The organism is Mycobacterium sp. E3198, from assembly GCF_001667015.1.
In the GTDB taxonomy this organism is placed as follows: Bacteria; Actinomycetota; Actinomycetes; order Mycobacteriales; family Mycobacteriaceae; genus Mycobacterium.
In genome coordinates this window covers 22,195-44,165 of record NZ_LZIS01000244.1, presented here as the reverse complement: position 1 = coordinate 44,165, position 21,971 = coordinate 22,195, and the positions used below count along the sequence as shown (strand labels likewise).

23 protein-coding genes are annotated in these 21,971 nt (G+C 70.7%); 14 read left to right on the top strand and 9 right to left on the bottom strand.

Annotated features, from left to right (window positions below; translation table 11 throughout):
- Positions 1-38: 38 nt before the first annotated feature.
- The 3 genes from A5673_RS25150 to A5673_RS25140 form a co-directional block, all read right to left on the bottom strand.
- Positions 39-1,205, bottom strand: coding sequence for an acyl-CoA dehydrogenase (locus tag A5673_RS25150; RefSeq protein WP_068238920.1), 1,167 nt, complete (start codon positions 1,203-1,205; stop codon positions 39-41).
- 74 nt (positions 1,206-1,279) lie between these two features.
- The gene (gene purE / locus A5673_RS25145; protein ID WP_068238862.1) at positions 1,280-1,792 is read right to left on the bottom strand and encodes a 5-(carboxyamino)imidazole ribonucleotide mutase; all 513 of its coding nucleotides are present in this window, start codon (positions 1,790-1,792) and stop codon (positions 1,280-1,282) included.
- A complete protein-coding gene (locus tag A5673_RS25140; RefSeq protein WP_082958944.1) occupies positions 1,785-3,002 on the bottom strand; it encodes a 5-(carboxyamino)imidazole ribonucleotide synthase in 1,218 nt (405 codons plus the stop codon). Before A5673_RS25140 ends, purE begins: the two co-directional genes overlap by 8 nt.
- Positions 3,003-3,111: 109 nt before the next feature.
- Here A5673_RS25140 and A5673_RS25135 point away from each other — a divergent pair, with 109 nt between their 5' ends.
- Positions 3,112-3,771 carry a GtrA family protein gene (locus A5673_RS25135; protein ID WP_068238859.1) on the top strand — a complete coding sequence of 220 codons (660 nt, stop codon included), beginning with the start codon at positions 3,112-3,114 and terminating at the stop codon, positions 3,769-3,771.
- On the opposite strand, the gene A5673_RS25130 is transcribed toward A5673_RS25135, so the two are convergent.
- Positions 3,726-4,244 (bottom strand): PH domain-containing protein, encoded by a 519-nt coding sequence (locus A5673_RS25130; protein WP_068238854.1) that lies wholly within the window; start codon positions 4,242-4,244, stop codon positions 3,726-3,728. The genes A5673_RS25135 and A5673_RS25130 overlap by 46 nt on opposite strands.
- A 19-nt stretch (positions 4,245-4,263) precedes the next feature.
- The gene (locus tag A5673_RS25125) at positions 4,264-5,079 is read right to left on the bottom strand and encodes a biotin--[acetyl-CoA-carboxylase] ligase (RefSeq protein ID WP_068238852.1); all 816 of its coding nucleotides are present in this window, start codon (positions 5,077-5,079) and stop codon (positions 4,264-4,266) included.
- A 51-nt stretch (positions 5,080-5,130) separates the two neighbouring features.
- Here A5673_RS25125 and A5673_RS25120 point away from each other — a divergent pair, with 51 nt between their 5' ends.
- The 7 genes from A5673_RS25120 (at position 5,131) to A5673_RS25090 (ending at position 11,639) form a co-directional block, all read left to right on the top strand.
- A complete protein-coding gene (locus A5673_RS25120) occupies positions 5,131-6,771 on the top strand; it encodes an acyl-CoA carboxylase subunit beta (protein ID WP_068238851.1) in 1,641 nt (546 codons plus the stop codon).
- Positions 6,768-7,007, top strand: coding sequence for an acyl-CoA carboxylase subunit epsilon (locus A5673_RS25115; protein WP_068238850.1), 240 nt, complete (start codon positions 6,768-6,770; stop codon positions 7,005-7,007). Before A5673_RS25120 ends, A5673_RS25115 begins: the two co-directional genes overlap by 4 nt.
- Positions 7,004-7,651 carry a nucleoside triphosphate pyrophosphatase gene (locus A5673_RS25110; RefSeq protein WP_068238848.1) on the top strand — a complete coding sequence of 216 codons (648 nt, stop codon included), beginning with the start codon at positions 7,004-7,006 and terminating at the stop codon, positions 7,649-7,651. Before A5673_RS25115 ends, A5673_RS25110 begins: the two co-directional genes overlap by 4 nt.
- A gap of 168 nt (positions 7,652-7,819) precedes the next feature.
- Positions 7,820-8,713 carry a sulfurtransferase gene (locus tag A5673_RS25105; protein ID WP_068238846.1) on the top strand — a complete coding sequence of 298 codons (894 nt, stop codon included), beginning with the start codon at positions 7,820-7,822 and terminating at the stop codon, positions 8,711-8,713.
- Positions 8,710-9,129: a SufE family protein gene (locus tag A5673_RS25100; RefSeq protein WP_068238844.1), complete on the top strand. Its 420-nt coding sequence runs from the start codon at positions 8,710-8,712 to the stop codon at positions 9,127-9,129. Before A5673_RS25105 ends, A5673_RS25100 begins: the two co-directional genes overlap by 4 nt.
- A gap of 119 nt (positions 9,130-9,248) precedes the next feature.
- The gene (locus tag A5673_RS25095) at positions 9,249-11,042 is read left to right on the top strand and encodes an acetyl/propionyl/methylcrotonyl-CoA carboxylase subunit alpha (protein WP_068238842.1); all 1,794 of its coding nucleotides are present in this window, start codon (positions 9,249-9,251) and stop codon (positions 11,040-11,042) included.
- A 177-nt stretch (positions 11,043-11,219) separates the two neighbouring features.
- Positions 11,220-11,639 (top strand): STAS domain-containing protein, encoded by a 420-nt coding sequence (locus tag A5673_RS25090; protein ID WP_068238918.1) that lies wholly within the window; start codon positions 11,220-11,222, stop codon positions 11,637-11,639.
- Here A5673_RS25090 and A5673_RS25085 read toward each other — a convergent pair.
- On the bottom strand, positions 11,610-12,398 hold the full coding sequence (locus A5673_RS25085; RefSeq protein ID WP_066908092.1) for an RNA polymerase sigma factor SigF: 789 nt from the start codon (positions 12,396-12,398) through the stop codon (positions 11,610-11,612). The two genes, A5673_RS25090 and A5673_RS25085, sit on opposite strands and share 30 nt — an antisense overlap.
- Positions 12,395-12,832, bottom strand: a complete 438-nt coding sequence (locus tag A5673_RS25080; protein ID WP_068238840.1) for an ATP-binding protein — start codon at positions 12,830-12,832, stop codon at positions 12,395-12,397. Before A5673_RS25080 ends, A5673_RS25085 begins: the two co-directional genes overlap by 4 nt.
- A 246-nt stretch (positions 12,833-13,078) precedes the next feature.
- Between A5673_RS25080 and A5673_RS25075 the strand changes: the two genes are divergently transcribed.
- Both A5673_RS25075 and usfY read left to right on the top strand, forming a co-directional pair.
- Positions 13,079-13,459, top strand: coding sequence for a hypothetical protein (locus tag A5673_RS25075; RefSeq protein ID WP_068238838.1), 381 nt, complete (start codon positions 13,079-13,081; stop codon positions 13,457-13,459).
- Positions 13,460-13,481: 22 nt separating this feature from the next.
- Positions 13,482-13,841, top strand: a complete 360-nt coding sequence (gene usfY, locus A5673_RS25070) for a protein UsfY (RefSeq protein ID WP_231971455.1) — start codon at positions 13,482-13,484, stop codon at positions 13,839-13,841.
- Between the two features lies 1 nt (position 13,842).
- Here the strand turns inward: usfY and A5673_RS25065 are convergent, their stop codons facing one another.
- Positions 13,843-14,226, bottom strand: coding sequence for a hypothetical protein (locus A5673_RS25065; protein ID WP_068238836.1), 384 nt, complete (start codon positions 14,224-14,226; stop codon positions 13,843-13,845).
- Positions 14,227-14,475: 249 nt separating this feature from the next.
- On the opposite strand from A5673_RS25065, the gene A5673_RS25060 reads away from it, so the two are divergent.
- The 4 genes from A5673_RS25060 (at position 14,476) to A5673_RS25045 (ending at position 20,854) form a co-directional block, all read left to right on the top strand.
- Entirely contained in the window at positions 14,476-15,141 is a 666-nt protein-coding gene (locus tag A5673_RS25060) for a TetR/AcrR family transcriptional regulator (protein WP_068238832.1), read from the top strand.
- A gap of 96 nt (positions 15,142-15,237) precedes the next feature.
- Positions 15,238-19,740: an ATP-dependent helicase gene (locus A5673_RS25055; protein ID WP_082958948.1), complete on the top strand. Its 4,503-nt coding sequence runs from the start codon at positions 15,238-15,240 to the stop codon at positions 19,738-19,740.
- Between the two features lie 3 nt (positions 19,741-19,743).
- Complete coding sequence (gene nei2, locus A5673_RS25050) at positions 19,744-20,499, top strand: endonuclease VIII Nei2 (protein WP_068238830.1); 756 nt, start codon at positions 19,744-19,746, stop codon at positions 20,497-20,499.
- Between the two features lie 31 nt (positions 20,500-20,530).
- Positions 20,531-20,854 (top strand): DUF732 domain-containing protein, encoded by a 324-nt coding sequence (locus A5673_RS25045; protein ID WP_231971454.1) that lies wholly within the window; start codon positions 20,531-20,533, stop codon positions 20,852-20,854.
- Here the strand turns inward: A5673_RS25045 and pstS are convergent.
- Entirely contained in the window at positions 20,849-21,961 is a 1,113-nt protein-coding gene (gene pstS / locus A5673_RS25040; protein WP_068238829.1) for a phosphate ABC transporter substrate-binding protein PstS, read from the bottom strand. The two genes, A5673_RS25045 and pstS, sit on opposite strands and share 6 nt — an antisense overlap.
- Positions 21,962-21,971: the final 10 nt, after the last annotated feature.

Here is a 21,971-nt window from a genome sequence, read left to right as displayed (position 1 = left end):
CCTGTGGGTTCCCAATGCAGTCCCGCATTGCGGGCTGGTCAGCGCAACAGCGCCCGGGACATCACCACGCGCTGAATCTGGTTGGTGCCCTCGTAGATCTGGGTGATCTTGGCGTCGCGCATCATCCGCTCGACCGGGAAGTCGGTGGTGTAGCCCGCGCCGCCGAACAGTTGCACCGCGTCGGTGGTCACCTCCATCGCGACGTCGGACGCGAAGCACTTCGAGGCCGCGGAGATGAAGCCGAGGTTGGATTCGCCGCGCTCGGCGCGGGCGGCCGCCTGGTACACCATCATCCGCGCGGCTTCCACCTTCATCGCCATGTCGGCCAGCATGAACTGCACGGCCTGGAAGCTGCTGATGGACTCGCCGAACTGCTTGCGGTCCTTGGTGTAGGCGATCGCGGCGTCCACCGCGCCCTGGGCGATGCCCACGGCCTGGGCGCCGATCGTGGGGCGGGTGTGGTCCAGCGTCGCCAGCGCCGTCTTGAAGCCGGTGCCCGGCTCGCCGATGATCCGGTCGCCGGGGATGCGGCAGTTCTCGAAGTACAGCTCGGTGGTCGGCGAGCCCTTGATGCCGAGCTTGCGTTCCTTCGGCCCGACGGTGAAGCCCTCGTCGTCGGAATGCACCATGAACGCCGAGATGCCGTTGGCGCCCTTGTCCGGGTCGGTCACCGCCATCACCGTGTACCAGCTCGACTTGCCGCCGTTGGTGATCCAGCACTTGGCGCCGTTGAGGATCCAGTCGTCGCCGTCGGCCTTGGCCCGGGTCCGCATCGATCCCGCGTCGCTGCCGGCCTCGCGCTCGCTCAAGGCGTACGACGCCATCGTTCCGTCGGCGATGGCCGGGAGGACCTGCTTCTTGAGCTCGTCGGAACCCCGCAGGATCAGGCCCATGGTGCCCAGCTTGTTCACCGCCGGGATCAGCGACGCCGAGGCGTCCACCCGGGCGACCTCTTCGATCACGATGCACGCCGCCACCGAGTCCGCGCCCTGCCCGCCGAACTCCTCGGGCACGTGCACGGCGTTGAACCCCGAGGCGTTCAGTGCGTCGAGCGCCTCCTGCGGGAACCGCGCGTTCTCATCGACGTCGGCCGCGTGCGGGGCGATCTCCTTCTCCGCCAGCGCACGGATCGCCGCCCGCAACTCCTGGTGCTCCTCGGGCAGTTGGAACAGATCAAACGACGGGTTTCCGGCCCATGCAGCCATCTCGGCCTCCTCTTGCACTCTGCTGGCCCTGCTCGGCTCCTCGGCGGCCGCGACGCGCCCGCGTCGTCACCGAGCTACTGGCCGGTAACTTTACCCTGGCGCTCCTGCAGCGCCGCATCCTTCGCGCGCACGGTCTCGGCCAGCTGCTCGGAGAACGCCTCCACCCGGGCCCGCAGCGCCGGGTCGGAGGACGCCAGGATGCGCACGGCCAGCAGCCCGGCATTGCGGGCGCCGCCGATGGAAACGGTGGCCACCGGGACGCCGGCCGGCATCTGCACGATCGACAGCAGCGAGTCCAGACCGTCGAGGCGGGCCAGCGGCACCGGCACCCCGATCACCGGCAGCGGCGTGGCGGAGGCGACCATCCCGGGCAGGTGGGCCGCGCCCCCGGCGCCGGCGATGATCACCTGCAGGCCGCGGCCAGCCGCGCCTCGGGCGTAGTCGAACATCACCTCAGGCGTGCGATGCGCCGAGACCACCCGGACCTCGGCGGGAATGTCGAACTCGGCCAGCGCGTCGGCGGCGTCGGACATCACCGACCAGTCGCTGTCGCTGCCCATGATCACGCCGACGCGAGGCTCACTCATGCGGATCCCATCCGTCCGTCCACTGCCCGTGTGACAACCAGTGTGCCGCCAGCTCGGCGCGTTCACGCAGCCTGGGCAGCTCCGCCGGGTCGGTGCCCAGGAAGTTGATGTGCCCGACCTTGCGCCCCGGCCGTTCGGCCTTGCCATAGAGGTGAACGCGGGCGTCGGGCATCCGCGCCAACAGGTGGTGCAGCCGCTCGTCGGTGGACATCGCGGGCTGCTGCGCGGCGCCCAGGACGTTGGCCATCACCGTCACCGGCGCGATGGCGTCGGTGTCGCCGAGCGGATAGTCCAGCACCGCGCGCAGGTGCTGTTCGAACTGGCTGGTGCGCGCGCCGTCCATGGTCCAGTGCCCGGAGTTGTGCGGCCGCATCGCGAGCTCGTTGACGAGCAGGTCGCCGCCGGCCGTCTCGAACAACTCGACCGCCAGCACGCCGACGACGCCCAGCTCGGCGGCCAACCGCAACGCCAGCCGCTGGGCCGCCGCGGCGACGTCGTCGGGGAGGTCCGGCGCCGGCGCGATCACCTGCACGCAGATCCCGTCGGACTGCACCGTCTCCACGACGGGCCACGCGGCGCCCTGCCCGAACGGCGAGCGCGCCACCAGGGCCGACAGCTCGCGCCGCATGTTCACCTGCTCCTCGGCCATCACCGGCACACGAGAGGCCAGGAAGCTTTCGGCGATTTCCCGGGCGTGCGAGGGGTCGCGGGCCATCCGCACGCCGCGCCCGTCGTACCCGCCGCGGACCGCTTTCACCACCACCGGGCCGCCCATCCGCCGCGCGAAGGCGTCGAGCTCGTCGACGCTGCGGATCTCGGCATAACGCGGCACGGGCGCGCCGAGGGCCTCCAAGCGCCGCCGCATCACCAGCTTGTCCTGCGCGTGCACCAGGGCCTGCGGCGGCGGCGCGACGTTGACGCCCTCGGCGACCAGCTTCTCCAGCAGCTCCGTGGGGACGTGCTCGTGGTCGAACGTCAGCACCTCGGCCCCGGCCGCGACGCGGCGCAGGTCCTCGAGATCGGTGTGCGAGCCGATCACGACGTCGGGGGTGACCTGAGCGGCCGATTCGTCGGGCGCGGTGGCGAGCACCCGCAGCGTCTGCCCCAGCGCGATCGCGGCCTGGTGGGTCATGCGCGCGAGCTGCCCGCCGCCGACCATCGCCACGGAAGGGGTACCTGAGGGAAGGCGTCTGCGCGGCACGGCCATCATGGTGTCACGGCGCGCGGTGTGGTGCGGGAGGCGTGGTGACCGGCCGAGAAGCCCAATCGTTATGTAACATTTTGCGTCGTTTTCGTGTCCGTCCGTACACTGACGTGTTGTGTCCTTCGCCGATGCCGCCATCTCGCGCCTGCCCGAGGCCTTGCAGCCGCATTTGCTGCGCCATCACGAGCTGATCAAATTCGCGATCGTCGGCGGCACCACTTTCGTCATCGACTCGGCGATTTTCTACACCCTGAAGCTGACGGTTCTCGAGACCAAGCCGGTCACCGCCAAGGTTATCGCCGGCATCGTCGCGGTGATCGCGTCCTACGTCCTGAACCGGGAGTGGAGCTTCCGCGACCGCGGGGGCCGCGAGCGCCACCACGAGGCGCTGCTGTTCTTTGCCTTCAGCGGGGTGGGCGTGCTGCTCTCCATGGCGCCGCTGTGGATCTCGAGCTATGTCCTGCAGCTGCGGGTGCCCATGGTGTCGCTGACCGTGGAGAACATCGCGGACTTCATCTCGGCCTACATCATCGGCAACCTGCTGCAGATGGCGTTCCGCTTCTATTCGTTCCGGCGCTGGGTGTTCCCCGACGAGTTCGCCCGCAACCCCGACAAGGCCCTGGAATCGGCGCTCACCGCCGGCGGTTTCGCGGAGGTGCTGGAGGACGAGCTCGAGGGGGGCAACGTCACCCTGTTGCGGTCCTGGCGGAAAAAGGGCAGCCGGTCGGCTCAGCTCGGCGACTCCTCCGAGCCCAGGGTGTCGAAAACCTCGTGATATAGCAGCGAGTGCACCTCGCGCAGCCGCGGAATGTCGTAAAACTCCAACGGATCCTGCGACGCCGACTCGATGATCAGCGTCCCGGTGCGAAACATCCGCTCGGTGAGCTTGTCCCGGAATTCCACGCTGTTGATCCGCGCCAGCGGGATGTCGATGCCGCTGCGGGTCAACACCCCGTGCCGGAACATCACCCGCCGGCTGGTGACGACGAAATGCGTTGTCAGCCAATCCAAGAATGGCCACAGCGTCAGCCAGCCGACGATCACCAGCCAGATCCCCCAGATGACCCCGTAGATGATGTTCTTGGCGAGCTGCTCCCAGTGCGTCGAGTTGAGGTAGCCGGAGCCGAACGCGGCCAGCGCCGTCGCCAGCACCAGGACCACGACGGGCCAGATCAGGCGCTTCCAGTGCGGGTGGCGGTGCAGGACCACCTGTTCGCCGGCGGCCAGGGCATTGTCGGGATAGCTCACGGGAGCGAAGCTACCGCCGCTAGCGCAGATGCACCACGTCACCGGCGGAAACGACGACCGTCTGGCCCCCGGCCTCCAGACACAACCGGCCGTGGTCGTCGACGGCGGTCGCGGTGCCGACGACCTCCTTGCCGCCGGGCAGCTGGGCGCGCACGGCGTGGCCGATGGTCAGGCTGCGGGCCCGGTAGTCGGCCGCCAGCGCCCAGTCGGCGCCGCGCGCGGCCCGCCAGCCCACGATCCGCCGGCCCAGTTCGGTCAACACCGCGCACGCCAGCCGGTGGCGGTCGGGCGCGGCCACGCCGAGGTCGTACAGCGACGTCGCGCCGGGGCCGTCGACCTCGTCGGGGGCCTGAGTCACGTTGAGCCCCAAGCCGATTACCACGACCGGCCGCGCGACCTCGGCGAGGATGCCGGCCAGCTTTCCCGGCGAATCCGGTGGGCCGGCCAACACGTCGTTGGGCCACTTGAGGCCGGCCCGCACGCCGGTCACCTGCTGGACCGCGTCGACGATCGCCACGCCTGTGGCCAGCGACAGCCAGCCCCACCCCTCGGTCGGCACGTCGACGATGCTGACGCCCACCGACATCGTGATCTGGGCCCGCGGGGTGGCCGACCAGCCGCGGCCGTGGCGCCCCCGGCCGGCCGTCTGGTGCTCGGCGATCAGCACCGCACCGGCGACGTCGGTCCCCGCGGCGGCGCGCGCCAGCAGGTCGGCGTTGGTGGAGCCCGTCTGCTCGACGACGTCGAGCCGGCGCCAGCCCAGCCCGGTGCCGATCAGCTCGGCGCGCAGCGCGGCCTGATCCAACGGTTGCCGAAGCGAATCGCGATCCGTCACTGGACCCAGCCTAAAACTCGGGCGCCGGGCCTGCCGATACCATCGAGTCCCATGACAAGCGTTACCGACCACACCGCCGAGCCCGCCGCCGAGCACACCATCGACATCCACACCACCGCGGGCAAGCTGGCCGAGCTGCACAAGCGGCGCGAGGAGTCGCTGCACCCGGTGGGCGAAGAGGCCGTCGAGAAGGTGCACGCCAAGGGCAAGCTGACGGCCCGCGAGCGCATCCTCGCCCTGCTCGACGAGGACTCGTTCGTCGAGCTCGACGCGCTGGCGCGGCACCGCAGCACGAACTTCGGCCTGGAGGCCAACCGCCCGCTCGGCGACGGCGTGATCACCGGCTACGGCACCATCGACGGCCGCGACGTGTGCATCTTCAGCCAGGACGCCACGGTGTTCGGCGGCAGCCTCGGCGAGGTGTACGGCGAGAAGATCGTCAAGGTCCAGGAGCTGGCCCTCAAGACCGGCCGCCCGCTGATCGGCATCAACGACGGCGCCGGCGCGCGGATCCAGGAGGGCGTCGTCTCGCTGGGCCTGTACAGCAAGATCTTCCGCAACAACATCCTGGCCTCCGGCGTCATCCCGCAGATCTCGCTGATCATGGGCGCCGCCGCCGGCGGGCACGTCTACTCCCCCGCGCTGACCGACTTCGTGGTCATGGTCGACCAGACCAGCCAGATGTTCATCACCGGACCCGACGTCATCAAGACCGTCACCGGCGAGGACGTCACCATGGAGGAGCTCGGCGGCGCCCACACGCACATGGCCAAGTCGGGCACCCTGCACTACGTCGCCTCCGGCGAGCAGGACGCCTTCGACTGGGTGCGCGACCTGCTGAGCTACCTGCCGCCCAACAACGCCACCGACGCGCCCCGCTACGCCGAGCCCGTCCCCGAGGGCGCGATCGAGGACAACCTCACCGCCGAGGACCTCGAGCTGGACACGCTGATCCCGGACTCGCCCAACCAGCCGTACGACATGCACGAGGTGATCACCCGCATCCTCGACGACGACGAGTTCCTCGAGATCCAGGCCGGTTACGCGCAGAACATCGTCGTCGGGTTCGGCCGCATCGAGGGCCGGCCGGTCGGGATCGTGGCCAACCAGCCCACGCAGTTCGCCGGCTGCCTGGACATCAACGCCTCGGAGAAGGCGGCCCGCTTCGTGCGGACCTGCGACTGCTTCAACATCCCGATCATCATGCTGGTGGACGTTCCGGGCTTCCTGCCGGGCACCGGCCAGGAGTACAACGGCATCATCCGCCGCGGCGCCAAGCTGCTGTTCGCCTACGGCGAGGCCACGGTCCCGAAGATCACGGTCATCACCCGCAAGGCCTACGGCGGCGCCTACTGCGTCATGGGCTCCAAGGACATGGGCTGCGACGTCAACCTGGCCTGGCCGAGCGCCCAGATCGCCGTCATGGGCGCCTCGGGGGCGGTGGGCTTCGTCTACCGCAAGCAGCTGTCCGAGGCCGCGAAGAACGGCGAGGACGTGGACGCGCTGCGGCTGCAGTTGCAGCAGGAGTACGAGGACACCCTCGTCAACCCCTACGTCGCGGCCGAGCGCGGCTACGTCGACGCGGTGATCCCGCCGTCGTCCACCCGCGGCTACATCGGCACGGCGCTGCGCCTGCTGGAACGCAAGATCTCCCACCTGCCGCCCAAGAAGCACGGGAACATTCCGCTATGAGCGACGAGACGAAGCACCCCCACGAGCACGAGCCGCACATCCAGGTCGTCAAGGGCAAGCCGACCGACGAGGAGCTGGCCGCGCTGATCGCGGTGCTGGGCGGCGTGGGCGGCGGCGTCCCGGAGCCCGCCGAGCCGGAGCGCACCCGCTGGGGGCTGCCCGTCGACCGGCTGCGCTACGCGATGTCCAACTACCAGCGGCTCACCATGCAGCAGATGACACACATGAAGCAGTGACCCGGCTGGTGCTGGGTTCGGCGTCTTCGGGTCGCCTGAAGGTGCTGCGCCAGGCCGGCGTCGATCCGCTGGTCGTGGTGTCCGGCGTCGACGAGGATGCGATCACCGCGAGTTTGGGATCGGGCGCTGCGCCCGACGAGGTGGTCTGCGCGCTGGCGGCCGCCAAGGCCGACCGGGTGGCCGTCGACGTGGGAGCCACCGTCGCGGCGGATTGCGTTGTGCTCGGCTGTGATTCGATGCTCTACCTCGACGGGCGGCTGTGCGGCAAGCCGGGCTCGCCCGAAGCAGCCGCGGCCCAGTGGCGCCTGATGGGCGGCCGGTCCGGCCGCCTGCACACCGGGCACTGCCTGCTGCGGCTGAGCGACGGCGCGATCACCCACCGCGAGACCGAATCCGTTTGCACCACAGTGCATTTCGCGCGGCCTGCCGAGGCGGATCTGCGGGCCTATGTCGCGGCCGGCGAGCCACTGGGGGTGGCGGGGGGATTCACTTTGGACGGGCTGGGCGGCTGGTTCGTCGACGGGATCGACGGCGACCCGTCGAACGTGATCGGCGTGAGCCTGCCGCTGCTGCGCTCGCTGCTGGCACGGGTGGGGCTGTCGGTGGCCGCGCTGTGGGCGGCGAGCCCAGTGCGTTGGGTGTGAAGCCAGGGCTTTCGGCGTGAAGCCGGGGCGGTGATTCGGCGATTTTCCCGCCGGGGCTGCACACCCAAATCCCTCAGATCACAAGCAAAGCCCAGGTTTCACACGCAAAGCGCCGGGGGGCCAGCACTGACCGGCCGCGCCCCGAGCCCCGGCGGTAGGCTCGAAGTCGTGCCATTACCCCCCGACCCGCATCCCTCCCTGACGGAATACGCCCACCCCGAACGGCTCGTCACCGCCGACTGGCTGTCGGCCAACATGGGCGCCCCCGGCCTGGTGATCGTCGAGTCCGACGAGGACGTGCTGCTCTACGACGTCGGCCACATCCCCGGCGCGGTCAAGATCGACTGGCACACCGACCTCAACGACCCGAGGGTCCGCGACTACATCGACGGCCAGCAGTTCGCCGAGCTGATGGACCGCAAGGGCATCGCCCGCGACGACACCGTGGTGATCTACGGCGACAAGAGCAACTGGTGGGCGGCCTACGCGCTGTGGGTCTTCACGCTGTTCGGCCACCCCGACGTCCGCCTCCTCAACGGCGGCCGCGACCTGTGGCTGGCCGAGCGCCGCGAGACCACCCTGGACGTCCCGACCAAGACGTCGACGGGCTATCCCGTCGTGCAGCGCAACGACGAGCCCATCCGCGCCTACAAGGACGACGTGCTGGGCATCCTCGGCACCCAGCCGCTGATCGACGTGCGCTCGCCCGACGAGTACACCGGCAAGCGCACCCACATGCCCGAGTACCCCGAGGAGGGCGTGCTGCGCGGCGGGCACATCCCCACCGCCCGGTCGATCCCGTGGGCCAAGGCCGTCGACGAGAGCGGCCGGTTCCGCAGCCGCGCCGAGCTCGAAGAGCTCTACGGCTTCCTGCAGCCCAACGACAAGACCGTCGTCTACTGCCGCATCGGCGAGCGTTCCAGCCACACCTGGTTCGTGCTGACGCATCTGCTGGGCAAGCCCGGGGTCCGCAACTACGACGGATCGTGGACCGAGTGGGGCAACACGGTACGAGTCCCGATCGTCGGGGGCCCCGAACCGGGAGCCGTGCCGGTCCCATGAGCATGCCCGCGCCCCTGGCCGAGGTGGTCTCCGACTTCGCCGAGGTCCAGGGCCAGGACAAGCTGGCGCTGCTGCTGGAATTCGCCAACGAGCTGCCGGCCCTGCCCCCGGAACTCGAGGAGGCGGCGATGGAGCCGGTGCCCGAATGCCAGTCGCCGCTGTTTTTGCACGTCGACGCCAGCGACCGGGGCCGGGTGCGGCTGCACTTCAGCGCGCCCGCCGAGGCGCCCACCACCCGGGGGTTCGCGTCGATCCTGGCCGCCGGTCTCGACGAACAACCCGCCGCGGACATCCTGGCGGTGCCCGAGGATTTCTACACCGAGTTGGGCCTGGCCGCTCTGATCAGCCCGCTGCGACTGCGCGGCATGTCGGCGATGCTGGCCCGGATCAAGCGCCGCCTGCGCGAGGCGGCCTGATCACAAACGGATTCCGGCACCGGGTTTCAGGGCGCGCGGCGCGCCGCATAAACTTCCCCGGACAAGACTTGTAAGAAAATCTCTTAGAGACGAAGACGTCCAGCCAAACAGGAGGCGCAGTGGCCAGTCACGCCAGCTCGAGGATCTCCAAGGTGCTCGTCGCCAACCGCGGTGAGATCGCCGTCCGGGTGATCCGCGCGGCCCGCGATGCGGGCCTGCCCAGCGTGGCGGTGTATGCCGAGCCCGACGCCGACGCGCCGCACGTGCGCCTGGCGGACGAGGCGTTCGCCCTCGGCGGCCAAACCTCGGCGGAGTCCTACCTGGACTTCGGCAAGCTCCTGGACGCGGCGGAGAAGTCCGGCGCCAACGCCATCCACCCCGGCTACGGATTCCTGTCGGAGAACGCCGACTTCGCCCAGGCGGTGACCGACGCCGGCCTGATCTGGATCGGGCCGAGCCCGCAGTCCATCCGCGACCTGGGCGACAAGGTCACCGCGCGCCACATCGCCGCGCGCGCCCAGGCCCCGCTGGTGCCCGGCACGCCCGACCCGGTCAAGGACGCCGACGAGGTGGTGGCCTTCGCCAAGGAGTACGGCGTGCCGATCGCGATCAAGGCGGCGTTCGGCGGCGGCGGCAAGGGCATGAAGGTGGCCCGCACGCTCGAGGAGATCCCGGAGCTGTACGAGTCGGCCGTCCGCGAGGCCGTGTCCGCGTTCGGCCGCGGCGAGTGCTTCGTGGAGCGTTACCTCGACAAGCCCCGCCACGTCGAGGCGCAGGTGATCGCCGACCAGCACGGCAACGTCGTCGTCGCGGGTACCCGCGACTGCTCGCTGCAGCGCCGCTTCCAGAAGCTGGTGGAGGAGGCGCCCGCGCCGTTCCTGACCGACGCCCAGCGCAAGGAGATCCACGAGTCGGCCAAGCGGATCTGCAAGGAGGCGCACTACTACGGCGCCGGCACCGTCGAGTACCTGGTCGGCCAGGACGGCCTGATCTCCTTCCTGGAGGTCAACACCCGCCTGCAGGTCGAGCACCCGGTCACCGAGGAGACCGCGGGCATCGACCTGGTGCTGCAGCAGTTCAAGATCGCCAACGGCGAGAAGCTGGACATCACCGAGGACCCGACCCCGCGCGGGCACGCGATCGAATTCCGCATCAACGGCGAGGACGCCGGCCGCAACTTCCTGCCCGCGCCCGGGCCGGTCAGCAAGTTCCACCCGCCCACCGGCCCCGGCGTGCGGCTGGACTCCGGCGTGGAGACCGGCTCGGTGATCGGCGGCCAGTTCGACTCGATGCTGGCCAAGCTGATCGTGTACGGCGCCGACCGGCACGAGGCGCTGGCGCGGGCCCGCCGGGCGCTGGCCGAGTTCGAGGTCGAGGGCCTGGCCACGGTGCTCCCGTTCCACCGGGCCGTGGTGAGTGACCCGGCGTTCATCGGCGACGACAACGGCTTCTCGGTGCACACCCGCTGGATCGAGACCGAGTGGAACAACACCGTCGAACCGTTCACCGGCGGCGAGCCGCTGGACGAGGAGGACGCCCGGCCGCGCCAGAAGGTCGTCGTCGAGGTGGGCGGGCGCCGGCTCGAGGTGTCGCTGCCCGGCGACCTGGCCCTGTCGAACGGTTCGGCCGACCCGGCCGGCGTCATCCGCAAGAAGCCCAAGCCGCGCAAGCGCGGGTCGCACGCGGGCGCGGCGGCCTCCGGCGACGCGGTGACGGCGCCGATGCAGGGCACCGTGGTCAAGGTCGCCGTCGAGGAGGGTCAGGAGGTCGCCACCGGCGACCTGGTGGTGGTCCTGGAGGCGATGAAGATGGAGAACCCGGTCACGGCCCACAAGGACGGCACCATCACCGGCCTGGCGGTCGAGGCGGGCGCGGCCATCACCCAGGGCACGGTCCTCGCCGAGATCAAGTAACCGTTCGGTCACCAAACGTTGTCGGCCCGCCCCACCGCGGGTAGGGTCGGGTCAGGTTGAGTTCACAGCCGCCCGGATAACGTCGGGGGCCATGGGGCGTGCGAACTCCCGGTCTTGAACCAGCATCGACCACCCGACGTCATCCACAGCAGGATCCTCCTAATGACGGAGACAAGCATGTCTGTGGCCCAATCTTGGCAACAAAGCCGCACGGCCCAATTCACCGCGCGATCGAGCGCGCTGGGCACCGTGATCACCGCCGACGGCGAGCTCGACGCCGCCAACGCCGATCAGCTCGCGGCCTACGTGCAGCGCAGCGTCAGGCGTTCCAGGCGCATCATCCTGGACCTGCGCGGCCTGGAATTCATTGGCACCGCCGGGTTTTCGGCAATACACCGGATCAACGTCGCGTGCTCGGCGGCGCAGGTGCACTGGGCCATGGTGCCCAGCGCGGTGGTGGCGCGGTTGTTGCGCATCTGCGACCCCGACGGCACGCTGCCGGTGACGACGCCGCAGGCCGAGCAGCTGTTGGGGCCGACCCGGGCGGATGGCCCGGGATCGCGGCCGCTACTGCAGCTGGTCCCGCAGCCGCGTTAGCGACTTGGCCAGCAGCCGGGACACGTGCATCTGGGAGATGCCCACCCGCTCGGCGATCTGCGTCTGCGTCATCGACTCGAAGAACCTGAGCACCAAGACCATGCGTTCCCGCTCGGGCAGCGCCTCGAGCAAGGGGCGCAACGCCTCCCGATCCTCGATGCGGTCGAGGCCGGCGTCCACGTCACCCAGGGTGTCCGCGATGGCGCGGGCGTCGTCGTCGTCGCTGCCGCCCCCGGTGTCGATGGACAAGGTGTTGTAGGAGCTCCCCGCCACCAGGCCCTCGACGACCTCGTCGCGCTCCATCCCGAGTTCGGCGGCGAGTTCGGTGGCGGTCGGCGCCCGGCCGAGCCGCTGGGACAGATCCGCGGTAGCGGTGCCCAGCCGCAAGTGCAGCTCCTTCAGCCGCCGGGGAACCTTGACCGACCAGCTGTTGTCGCGGAAGTGCCGGCGGACCTCCCCCATGATGGTGGGCACCGCGAACGAGACGAAGTCCGATCCGGTCTCGACGTCGAAGCGGACGACGGCGTTGACCAGGCCGACCCGCGCCACCTGCACCAGGTCGTCGCGGGGTTCGCCCCGGCCCTCGAACCGCCGGGCGATGTGATCGGCCAGCGGCAGGCACCGCTCCACGATCTTGTCGCGCTGGCGCTGGAATTCCATCGAGTCGGCGGCGACGCCGGCAAGTTCCCGGAACATGTCCGGGACGTCGGCATACTCGTTCGGCCGCGAGACCGAACCGCCTGCAGCTCGCGCTGTCACCTGCTAGAGGCCGCCCGTCGCGCGGTCAGCGTGATGCCGAAAACGCTGCCGCTTTCGTTGGGCTCGCGACCGTCGTGGAAGGTCTGGACCTCGTCGGCCAGGGAGGTCAGGACGTGCCAGCTGAAGCTGCCGGGCGCCACCACGTCGTGGGTGTCGCACGCCGCGGACGCCTCCACCACCAATTCGTCGTCCTGCGGGTCGACCACGACGACCAACGTGGCGTCCGGTGTGGCCGAGCGGATCAGGCGGGTGCACACCTCGTCGACCGCGAGCCGCAGGTCGGCGACCGCATCGAAATCAAGGTCCTCGAAGGTGCCGATCGCACCGACGAGCGTGCGCAGCATCGCCAGGTTCTCCAGGCGCGCCGCGACGTGCAATTCGACGGCGCGATGGCCGCGTTGACGGCTGTGAGCGCGCGATCCCGCATCGGTCATATGGTCTCCCGGCAATGTCGGCTCGACACTACTACTGCTGCGCAGCCCGCCGTCGACCGTCGGTTCCAAGCGGTTGGTCATGCGGCACGACCGGGATCGCGCTGGTCATAGTGATCGCTGGTGAAATGGGCAGCAACAGTTCCAGCATTCATGGTTTAGGGCTGATACCCATTTGCGGCGGCGAATAACCCAGTAACGCGCGTCAGCTGCTTAACACTAGCAACGCCGAGACCTACACTTATTGGCATGAAGCAGGCTCTGCTTCGCGCAGTTGTGCTTCTCGCGTCATGGTCGGTCGGACTGCTGGTGGCGGCCCGGGTCGTGCCGAATGTCTCGGTGTCGGTGTCGGGGTTCATCCCCGCCGTGGTGTTGTTCACGGCCGCGCAGGCCACGCTGTCGCTCGCGATCGTCAGGCTGCCGCGCGCGTACGCATCGCTGCTTCTCGGGGCCACCGGCCTGGTGTTGACGCTCGTCGCGCTGGCGCTGGCCGCGGTGCTCAGCCACGGGCTCACCATCCGCGGCGTCGCGTCCTGGGCCGCCGCAATCGTGGTGGTGTGGCTGATCACCACGATCGGGGCGATATCGCTGCCCGAGGTGCTCGCTCGCGATCCGGCCGTCCCGGCCTGACCACACGACGAAGGGAGGCGTTATGGGCGACCGGCACCACGATCCGACGGATCACTTCCGGACCACGCAACCGCACGCCGGTTTCACGATGAAGGACAACCTCTACTGGCCCGGGTTCATCCTGCTGATCGTCGCGTTGGGCGGGATGATCAGCACGACGGCGGCCGCCGCCTACGGGCACTACGAGTGGCTCGCCACGACGAGCCTGGTCGCCGTGCTCGGCGTGGTCGCGGCGGCGCTGTGGTTCGTCGTGGAGCATCGCCGGGTGGCCCGCATCGACGAGCAATGGCACCTCATCGCCGAAAGGGCCATCGCCGAAAAAGCCGAAGCCGACGCCGCAGCGCGCCGGCGCGCGGTCAGCCACAAGCCCGCCGGGTCCTGAGCTACAGGGCCAGCACCGGCCCGGCGATGGGCGCAACGCCCAGGCCGAGCGCGACCACCATCAGCGTGAGCAGGAACCAGCCGGCGCCGTGCCACGCCCACCAGATGCCGTGCGCCTTCCACACCCGGTAGGTGCGCACGAACGCCCAGAGACCCCCGGCAAACAGAATCAACGGACCGCCGAAAGCCAGCATGGTGCGCTGCGGCGCGCCGCAGGCCACCGTGTCCACGCCCGTGCCCGGGCAGGTGCTGACCCACAGCGCCGCCAGCACCACGAAACCGACCCCGGCGGCCGCGGCCAGCACCGCAAACCGGATGGCGGCGTGCACCTCGCCGTCGTCCTGCCCCAAGCGGTCGCCGGGTGACCGCTCATCCGCTTTGTGCATAGCTGCCCCTCATGTCCCACTGCCAGCTGCTTTTTGTCCATCGTTCGGCGCGCCGAATTAGTTACCGACCCCCGTCGCGGCGCTCACCCCCAGGCGAGAGATCTCATGGGAACAGATACCCGGCGGCAAACCACCATAAACGGCCGTCTCGCCCGGACTGGACCGCGTTGACCAGCGCATACGCCGCGGATCGGCCGCCAACGCGCCGGTGTGGCGGCTGTCTCATACCAGATGAGTACTATCTGACACATGCCGACAGCCAGGAGGCGGTTATCCCCTGAGGATCGACGCGCCGAGCTGCTCGCTTTGGGGGCAGAAGTCTTTGGGAAGCGACCCTACGACGAGGTCCGCATCGACGAGATAGCCGAACGCGCGGGGGTGTCCCGCGCGCTGATGTATCACTACTTCCCCGACAAGCGGGCGTTCTTCGCCGCGGTCGTCAAGGACGAGGCCGACCGGCTGTACGAGGCGACCAACAACCCGCCACCCGCCGGCCTGACCATGTTCGAGGAGATCCGGATGGGTGTGCTGGCCTACATGGCCTATCACGAGCAGAATCCGGAGGCCGCGTGGGCCGCCTACGTGGGTCTCGGCCGGTCCGACCCGGTTCTGCTCGGCATCGACGACGAGGCCAAGAACCGCCAGATGGAACACATCATGTCGCGCATCGGCGAGGTCGTCAGCGGGATGCCGGACACCAACGCGCTGGAACCCGATGTCGAGCGGGACCTGCGGGTGATCCTGCAGGGCTGGCTGGCGTTGACGTTCGAGATCTGCCGGCAGCGCATCATGGATCCCACCACCGACGCCGACCGGCTGGCCGACGCCTGCGCGCACGCGCTGCTCGACGCCATCGCGCGGGTGCCGGAGATTCCCAAGGAGCTGTCGGAGGCCATGGCCACCGCGCGGCTCTGACGAGGCCCGCACTGTGTTGTCGGTGCGCATTGGCACCATGGTGAGGTGAGTTCTCGCGCCGATCCCCGCCTCGACCCGCTGGGCGGGTTCAGCGCGATGACGCGCGAGTGGTTCCAGGCCACCTTCGCCGCGCCAACCACCGCGCAGGCCCAGGCGTGGGACGCCATCGCGCGGGGCGACAACACCCTGGTGATCGCGCCGACCGGATCCGGCAAGACGCTCGCCGCGTTCCTGTGGGCCCTGGATAGCCTCGCTGGTCTCGCCGGGGCGGCCGAGAGGCCGGCCGGCACCCGGGTGCTGTACGTCTCCCCGCTCAAGGCGCTCGCGGTCGACGTCGAACGCAATCTGCGCACTCCGTTGGCGGGACTCACCCGGATCGCCGAACGCCACGGGCTGCCCGCCCCGGACATCACCGTCGGGGTCCGCTCCGGCGATACCCCGCCCGCCGCGCGCCGCCAGCTCATCGCGCACCCGCCCGACGTGTTGATCACCACCCCGGAGTCGCTGTTTTTGATGCTGACGTCGTCCGCGCGCGAAACCCTGGCCGGCGTGCAGACGGTGATCGTGGACGAGATCCACGCCATCGCGGGCGGCAAGCGCGGCGCGCACCTGGCGGTGTCGCTGGAGCGGCTCGACGAGTTGCGGGAGGGGCCACCCGCGCAGCGGATCGGGCTGTCGGCGACGGTGCGCCCACCCGAGGAGCTCGCCCGGTTCCTGTCCGGGCAGCAACCGACCACCATCGTGGCGCCGCCGTCGGCCAAGACCATCGAGCTCACCGTGCAGGTGCCGGTGCCCGACATGGCCAACCTGGCCAACACCAGCATCTGGCCCGACGTCGAGGCGCGCCTGGTCGACCTCATCGAATCGCACTCCTCGACCATCGTGTTCGCCAACTCCCGGCGCCTGGCCGAACGACTTACCGCCCGCCTCAACGAGATTCACGCCGAGCGCTGCGGGATCGCGCTCGGGGCGGACCTCAACGCGCAGGTGCCCGGCGGCGCGCCGGCCCACATCATGGGCAGCGGCCAGACGCTGGGCGCGGACGCCGTGCTCGCGCGCGCCCACCACGGTTCGGTCAGCAAGGAGCAGCGCGCCCTGGTCGAGGAGGACCTCAAGCGCGGGCTGCTCAAGGCGGTGGTGGCGACGTCGAGCCTGGAGCTGGGCATCGACATGGGGGCCGTCGACCTGGTGATCCAGGTGGAGGCGCCGCCGTCGGTGGCCAGCGGCCTGCAGCGCATCGGGCGGGCCGGCCACCAGGTCGGCGAGGTGTCCCAGGGGGTGCTGTTCCCGAAGCACCGCACCGACCTGATCGGCTGCGCGGTGACGGTGCAGCGGATGCTCGCCGGCCAGATCGAGACCATGCGGGTGCCCGCCAACCCGCTGGACATCCTGGCGCAGCAGACGGTGGCGGCCGCCGCGCTGGAGCCGCTGGACGCCGACCGGTGGTTCGACACCGTGCGGCGGGCCGCCCCGTTCGCGACGCTGCCGCGCAGCGTGTACGAGGCCACCCTGGATTTGTTGAGTGGCAAGTACCCCTCCACCGACTTCGCCGAGCTGCGCCCGCGCCTGGTCTACGACCGCGACGCCGGCACCCTGACCGCGCGGCCCGGTGCACAGCGGCTGGCGGTGACCTCCGGCGGCGCCATCCCCGACCGGGGGCTGTTCACCGTGTACCTGGCCAGCGAGGCCGACAAGCCCTCGCGGGTGGGCGAACTCGACGAGGAAATGGTCTACGAATCGCGCCCCGGCGACGTCATCTCGCTGGGCGCCACCAGCTGGCGGATCACCGAGATCACCCACGACCGGGTGCTGGTGATTCCCGCGCCTGGACAGCCGGCCCGGTTGCCGTTTTGGCGCGGCGACGACGCGGGCCGCCCGGCCGAGCTCGGCGCCGCGCTGGGGGCGTTCACCGGCGAGCTGGCCGGGCTGAAGCGCGCGGCGTTCGACAAGCGTTGCGCCGCTTTGGGTTTCGACGCCTACGCGACCGACAACCTGTGGGCGCTGCTGGACGAGCAGCGGACCGCCGCCGGGGTGGTGCCCACCGACACCACCCTGCTGGTCGAGCGGTTCCGCGACGAGCTGGGCGACTGGCGGGTGATCCTGCATTCGCCGTACGGTCTGCGGGTGCACGGGCCGCTCGCGCTGGCGGTGGGGCGGCGGCTGCGCGAACGCTACGGCCTCGACGAGAAGCCGACCGCCTCCGACGACGGCATCGTGGTGCGCCTGCCCGACACCGGGTTTTCCGGCGACGACGCCCCGCCCGGAGCCGAACTGTTCGTCTTCGACGCCGACGAGATCGACCCGATCGTAACGACCGAGGTGGGCGGATCGGCGCTGTTCGCGTCGCGGTTCCGGGAATGCGCCGCCCGCGCGCTGCTGCTGCCGCGCCGGCACCCCGGCCGCCGCTCGCCGTTGTGGCACCAGCGCCAGCGCGCGGCCCAATTGCTAGACGTCGCGCGCCGCTACCCCGACTTCCCGGTGGTGCTGGAGACCATCCGCGAATGCCTGCAGGACGTCTACGACGTGCCGGCCCTCGTCAAGCTGATGACGGGCGTCGCCCAGCGCAAGGTGCGGGTCCTGGAAGCCGAGACGGCCAAGCCCTCCCCGTTCGCGGCGTCCCTGTTGTTCGGCTACGTCGGCGCGTTCATGTACGAGGGGGACACCCCGCTGGCCGAGCGCCGGGCCGCGGCGCTGTCGCTGGACACCTCGCTGCTGGCCGAGCTGCTCGGCCGGGTGGAGCTGCGCGAGCTGCTCGATCCCGACGTCATCGCCGCGACCGGCCGGCAGTTGCAGCACCTGTCGGCCGACCGGGCCGCCCGCGACGCCGAGGGCGCCGCGGACCTGCTGCGGCTGCTGGGGCCGCTGAGCGCCGACGAGCTGTCGGCGCGGGCCGGCGGCGCCGACGTCGGGGGCTGGCTCGAGGGGTTGCGGGGCGCCCGGCGCGCGCTGACGGTCTCCTTCGCCGGGCGCAGCTGGTGGGTGGCCATCGAGGACATCGGGCGACTGCGCGACGGGGTCGGGGCCGCGGTTCCGCTGGGCGTGCCGGCCGCCTTCACCGAAGCGGTGGCCGACCCGCTCGGGGAGCTGCTGGGCCGCTACGCGCGCACGCACACCCCGTTCACCACGGCGGAGGCCGCCGCCCGGTTCGGCCTGGGGCTGCGGGTCACGGCCGACGTGCTGGGCCGGCTGGCCGCCGACGGCAAGCTGGTGCGCGGCGACTTCGTCACCGCGGCCGAGACGTCCGGCGCCGCGGGAGGCGAGCAGTGGTGCGACGCCGACGTCCTGCGCATCCTGCGGCGGCGTTCGCTGGCGGCGCTGCGCGCGCAGGTGGAGCCGGTCAGCACCGCCGCCTACGGGCGATTCCTGCCGGCCTGGCACCACGTGTCGGCGCCGCAGTCGGGCGTCGACGGGCTGGTCGCGGCGATCGACCAGCTGGCGGGTGCCCGGGTGCCGGCCTCGGCGCTGGAACCGCTGATCCTGGCGCCCCGGATCCGGGACTACTCCCCCGCGCTGCTCGACGAGCTGCTCGCCACCGGCGAGGTCACCTGGTCGGGGGTCGGATCGATCTCGGGCAGCGACGGCTGGGTCGCGCTGCACGCGAGCGATTCCGCGCCGCTCACGCTGTCCCCGCCCGCCCCGCTCGAGCTCAGCGACGCCCACCGCGCGATCCTGGACACGCTGGCCGGCGGCGGCGCCTACTTCTTCCGCCAGCTGGCCGAGCCGTCGATCCCCGGGCTCAAAGAGGCGCTGTGGGAGCTGATCTGGGCGGGCTGGGTCACCGGGGACACGTTCGCGCCGGTGCGCGCCGTCCTGGGCGGCGCCGGAGCCCGCAAGCGTTCGGCGCCGGCGCACCGGACGCAGCGCCCTCCGCGGCTGAGCCGCTACAGCGTGGCGCACCCGCAGCACCGCAGTACCGACCCGACCGTGGCCGGGCGGTGGTCGGTGGTGGCCGTGCCGGAGCCGGATTCCACGCTGCGGGCGCACTATCAGGCCGAGCTGCTGTTGAACCGCCACGGCGTGCTCACCCGGGGCGCGGTCGCGGCCGAGGGGATCCCGGGTGGCTTCGCGACGCTCTACAAGGTGCTGAGCACGTTCGAGGAGGCCGGCCGGTGCCAGCGCGGCTACTTCGTCGAGTCGCTGGGCGGCGCCCAGTTCGCCATCGCCTCCACCGTCGACCGGCTGCGCAGCTACAGCGACGGCATCGACCCCGAGCGGCCCGAATACCGGGCCGTCGCGCTGGCCGCCGCCGACCCGGCCAACCCCTACGGCGCCGCGCTGGGATGGCCCGCCTCGGGCGCCGAGGGCGCGCGGCCCGGCCGCAAGGCGGGGGCGCTGGTCGTGCTGGTCGACGGCGCGCTGGCCTGGTTCCTGGAGCGCGGCGGCAGGTCGCTGCTGACGTTCACCGACGACCCCGGGGCCACGCATGCCGCGGCCGCGGCGCTGGCCGACCTGGTCGCCGCCCGGCGTGTGGCGTCGATCCTGGTGGAACGCATCGACGGGGCGCCGGCGCTGCAGCCGCACGACGGGCCCCGCCGGGTTGCGGACGCCCTGCACGAGGCCGGATTCGCCCGGACCCCACGCGGAATGCGGCTGCGCTGACCCATGCCCGAGGGCGACACCGTCTGGCACACCGCGGTCATGCTGCGCGAGCACCTGGCCGGTCGCACGTTGACGCGCTGCGATGTCCGGGTGCCGCGGTTTGCCACCGTCGACCTCACCGGGCAGGTCGTCGACGAGGTGGCAAGCCGCGGCAAGCACCTGTTCATCCGGGTCGGCCGGTCCAGCATTCACTCGCATCTGAAGATGGACGGCAGCTGGCGCGTAGGTAACCGGCCGGTGCGGGTGGACCACCGGGCGCGAATCGTCCTGGAGGCCAACGGCGTTCGCGCCGTCGGTGTCGACCTGGGCGTGCTAGAGATTTTGGAGCGCGACCGCGACGCCGAGGTGGTCGCGCACCTGGGACCCGACCTGCTGGGCTCCGACTGGGACCCGGTGCGCGCCGCCGCCAACCTGGCGGCGCGCCCCGACCGCCCGCTCGGGGAGGCGCTGTTGGACCAGCGCGTGCTGGCCGGGGTCGGCAACGTCTACTGCAACGAACTGTGTTTCGTCAGCGGACGCCTGCCCACCGCGCCGGTCAGCGCCGTCACCGACCCGCGCCGGCTGGTGAGCCGCGCCCGGGACATGCTGTGGGCCAATCGCTTCCGCTGGAACCGCTGCACCACCGGCGACACCCGGGCGGGCCGGCAGCTGTGGGTCTACGGGCGCGCCGGGCAGCCCTGCCGCCGCTGCGGCACCCGCATCCGTTTCGACGACGGCGGCGACCGGGTGGCCTACTTGTGTCCAACCTGTCAGCGCTGAACTTCCGGCCGCGGCGTGCAATGATCTTTCGGTGTCAGCGACCACCCGGATAGCGCGCGGCCTGGGCGCGGTGGCCACGCTGCTCGGCCTGGCGGCGGTGGCGTCCCCGGCCGCGCACGCCGATGCGGTCGACAACGCGTTCGTGACGGCGGTGAAGAACAAGGGCATCCAATTCGCGTCGCCGCAAGCCGCGGTCATCGCCGGTCACGAGGTCTGCGATGAACTCGACCTCGGTAAGCAGAAGCCCGACATCGCCTCCGAGGTGATGGCCAACAGCGGCCTGGACGGCTACCACGCCGGGTATTTCATCGGCGCCAGCGTGGCGGCGTACTGCCCGCGCTACCGCGCGTCATGAGATGGCGTCGACGGCGGCCGACAACCGCGACTTGAACTCCGGCGGGATCGGGATGTATCCGTTGTCCGCCAGGCCGTCCTGCCCGGCACCGATCGTGCTGCGCAGGAACGCCTGCACGGCCGCGCCGACGTGGGGGTCGGCGTATTTCGAGCACACGATCTCGTAGGTGGCCAGCACGATCGGGTAGGCGTCGGGCTGGTTCGGCCGGTAGAACGAGATCGTGTCGAGGGCCAAGTCGTTGCCCTGCTTCAGAAACCAGGCGGCGGAGATCGTCTTGCCCACCGAATCCACCGCGATCGCCACCGGGTCCGGGCCGGCCGACGTGATGATCTTGGCCGTGTTCAAGTGTTGGGCTTCGGCGAAGGACCATTCGTTGTAGGTGATCGAGCCCTCGGTGGCCTTGACGGCCGCGGCGGCGCCGTCGTTGCCCTTGGCGCCCTCACCGACACCGCCGTTGAACGTTTTCCCGGCGCCCTTGCCCCACGCTCCGTTGGACGCGGTGTCGAGGTAGCGCTGGAAGTTGTCCGTGGTGCCGGACTGGTCGCTGCGGAACACGACGCGGATCGGCTCGGCGGGCAGGGCGGCGCCGGGATTGAGCGCCTGGATCGCGGGATCGTTCCAGGTCGTGATGGCGCCGTTGAAGATCCGGGCCGCGGTGGGACCGTCGAGGCTCAGCGCGCTCACCCCGTTGACGTTGAAGGCGATCGCGATGGGGCCGAACACCACCGGCAGGTTCCACGCGGGCGAGCCGCACCGCTGCTGGGCCCGTGCGTACTCGTCGGCGTTCAGCGGCGAGTCCGACCCGGCGAAATCCGTCTGGTTGCCCAGGAATTCGCTGATGCCCGCGCCGGAACCGTTGGGCGTGTAATTCAGGGTCTGCCCCGCGCAGGTGAGTTCGAAGGCCTTGACGAATCGGGTCATCGCGTTCCCCTGGGCGGTGGAACCGCTGGCCCGCAGCGTCGGCTTGCCGCCGCAGGCGACCTTCGCCGGCGGCGCGCTCGCCGGCGCGGCGCCCCCGGCGGTGTGATGGTCGCCACCGCACGCCGACAACAGCACCGCGCCGATCGACAGAAGGCTCGCGGCGGCGCCAAATCGATTGCACTTCAAGCGAATTCCC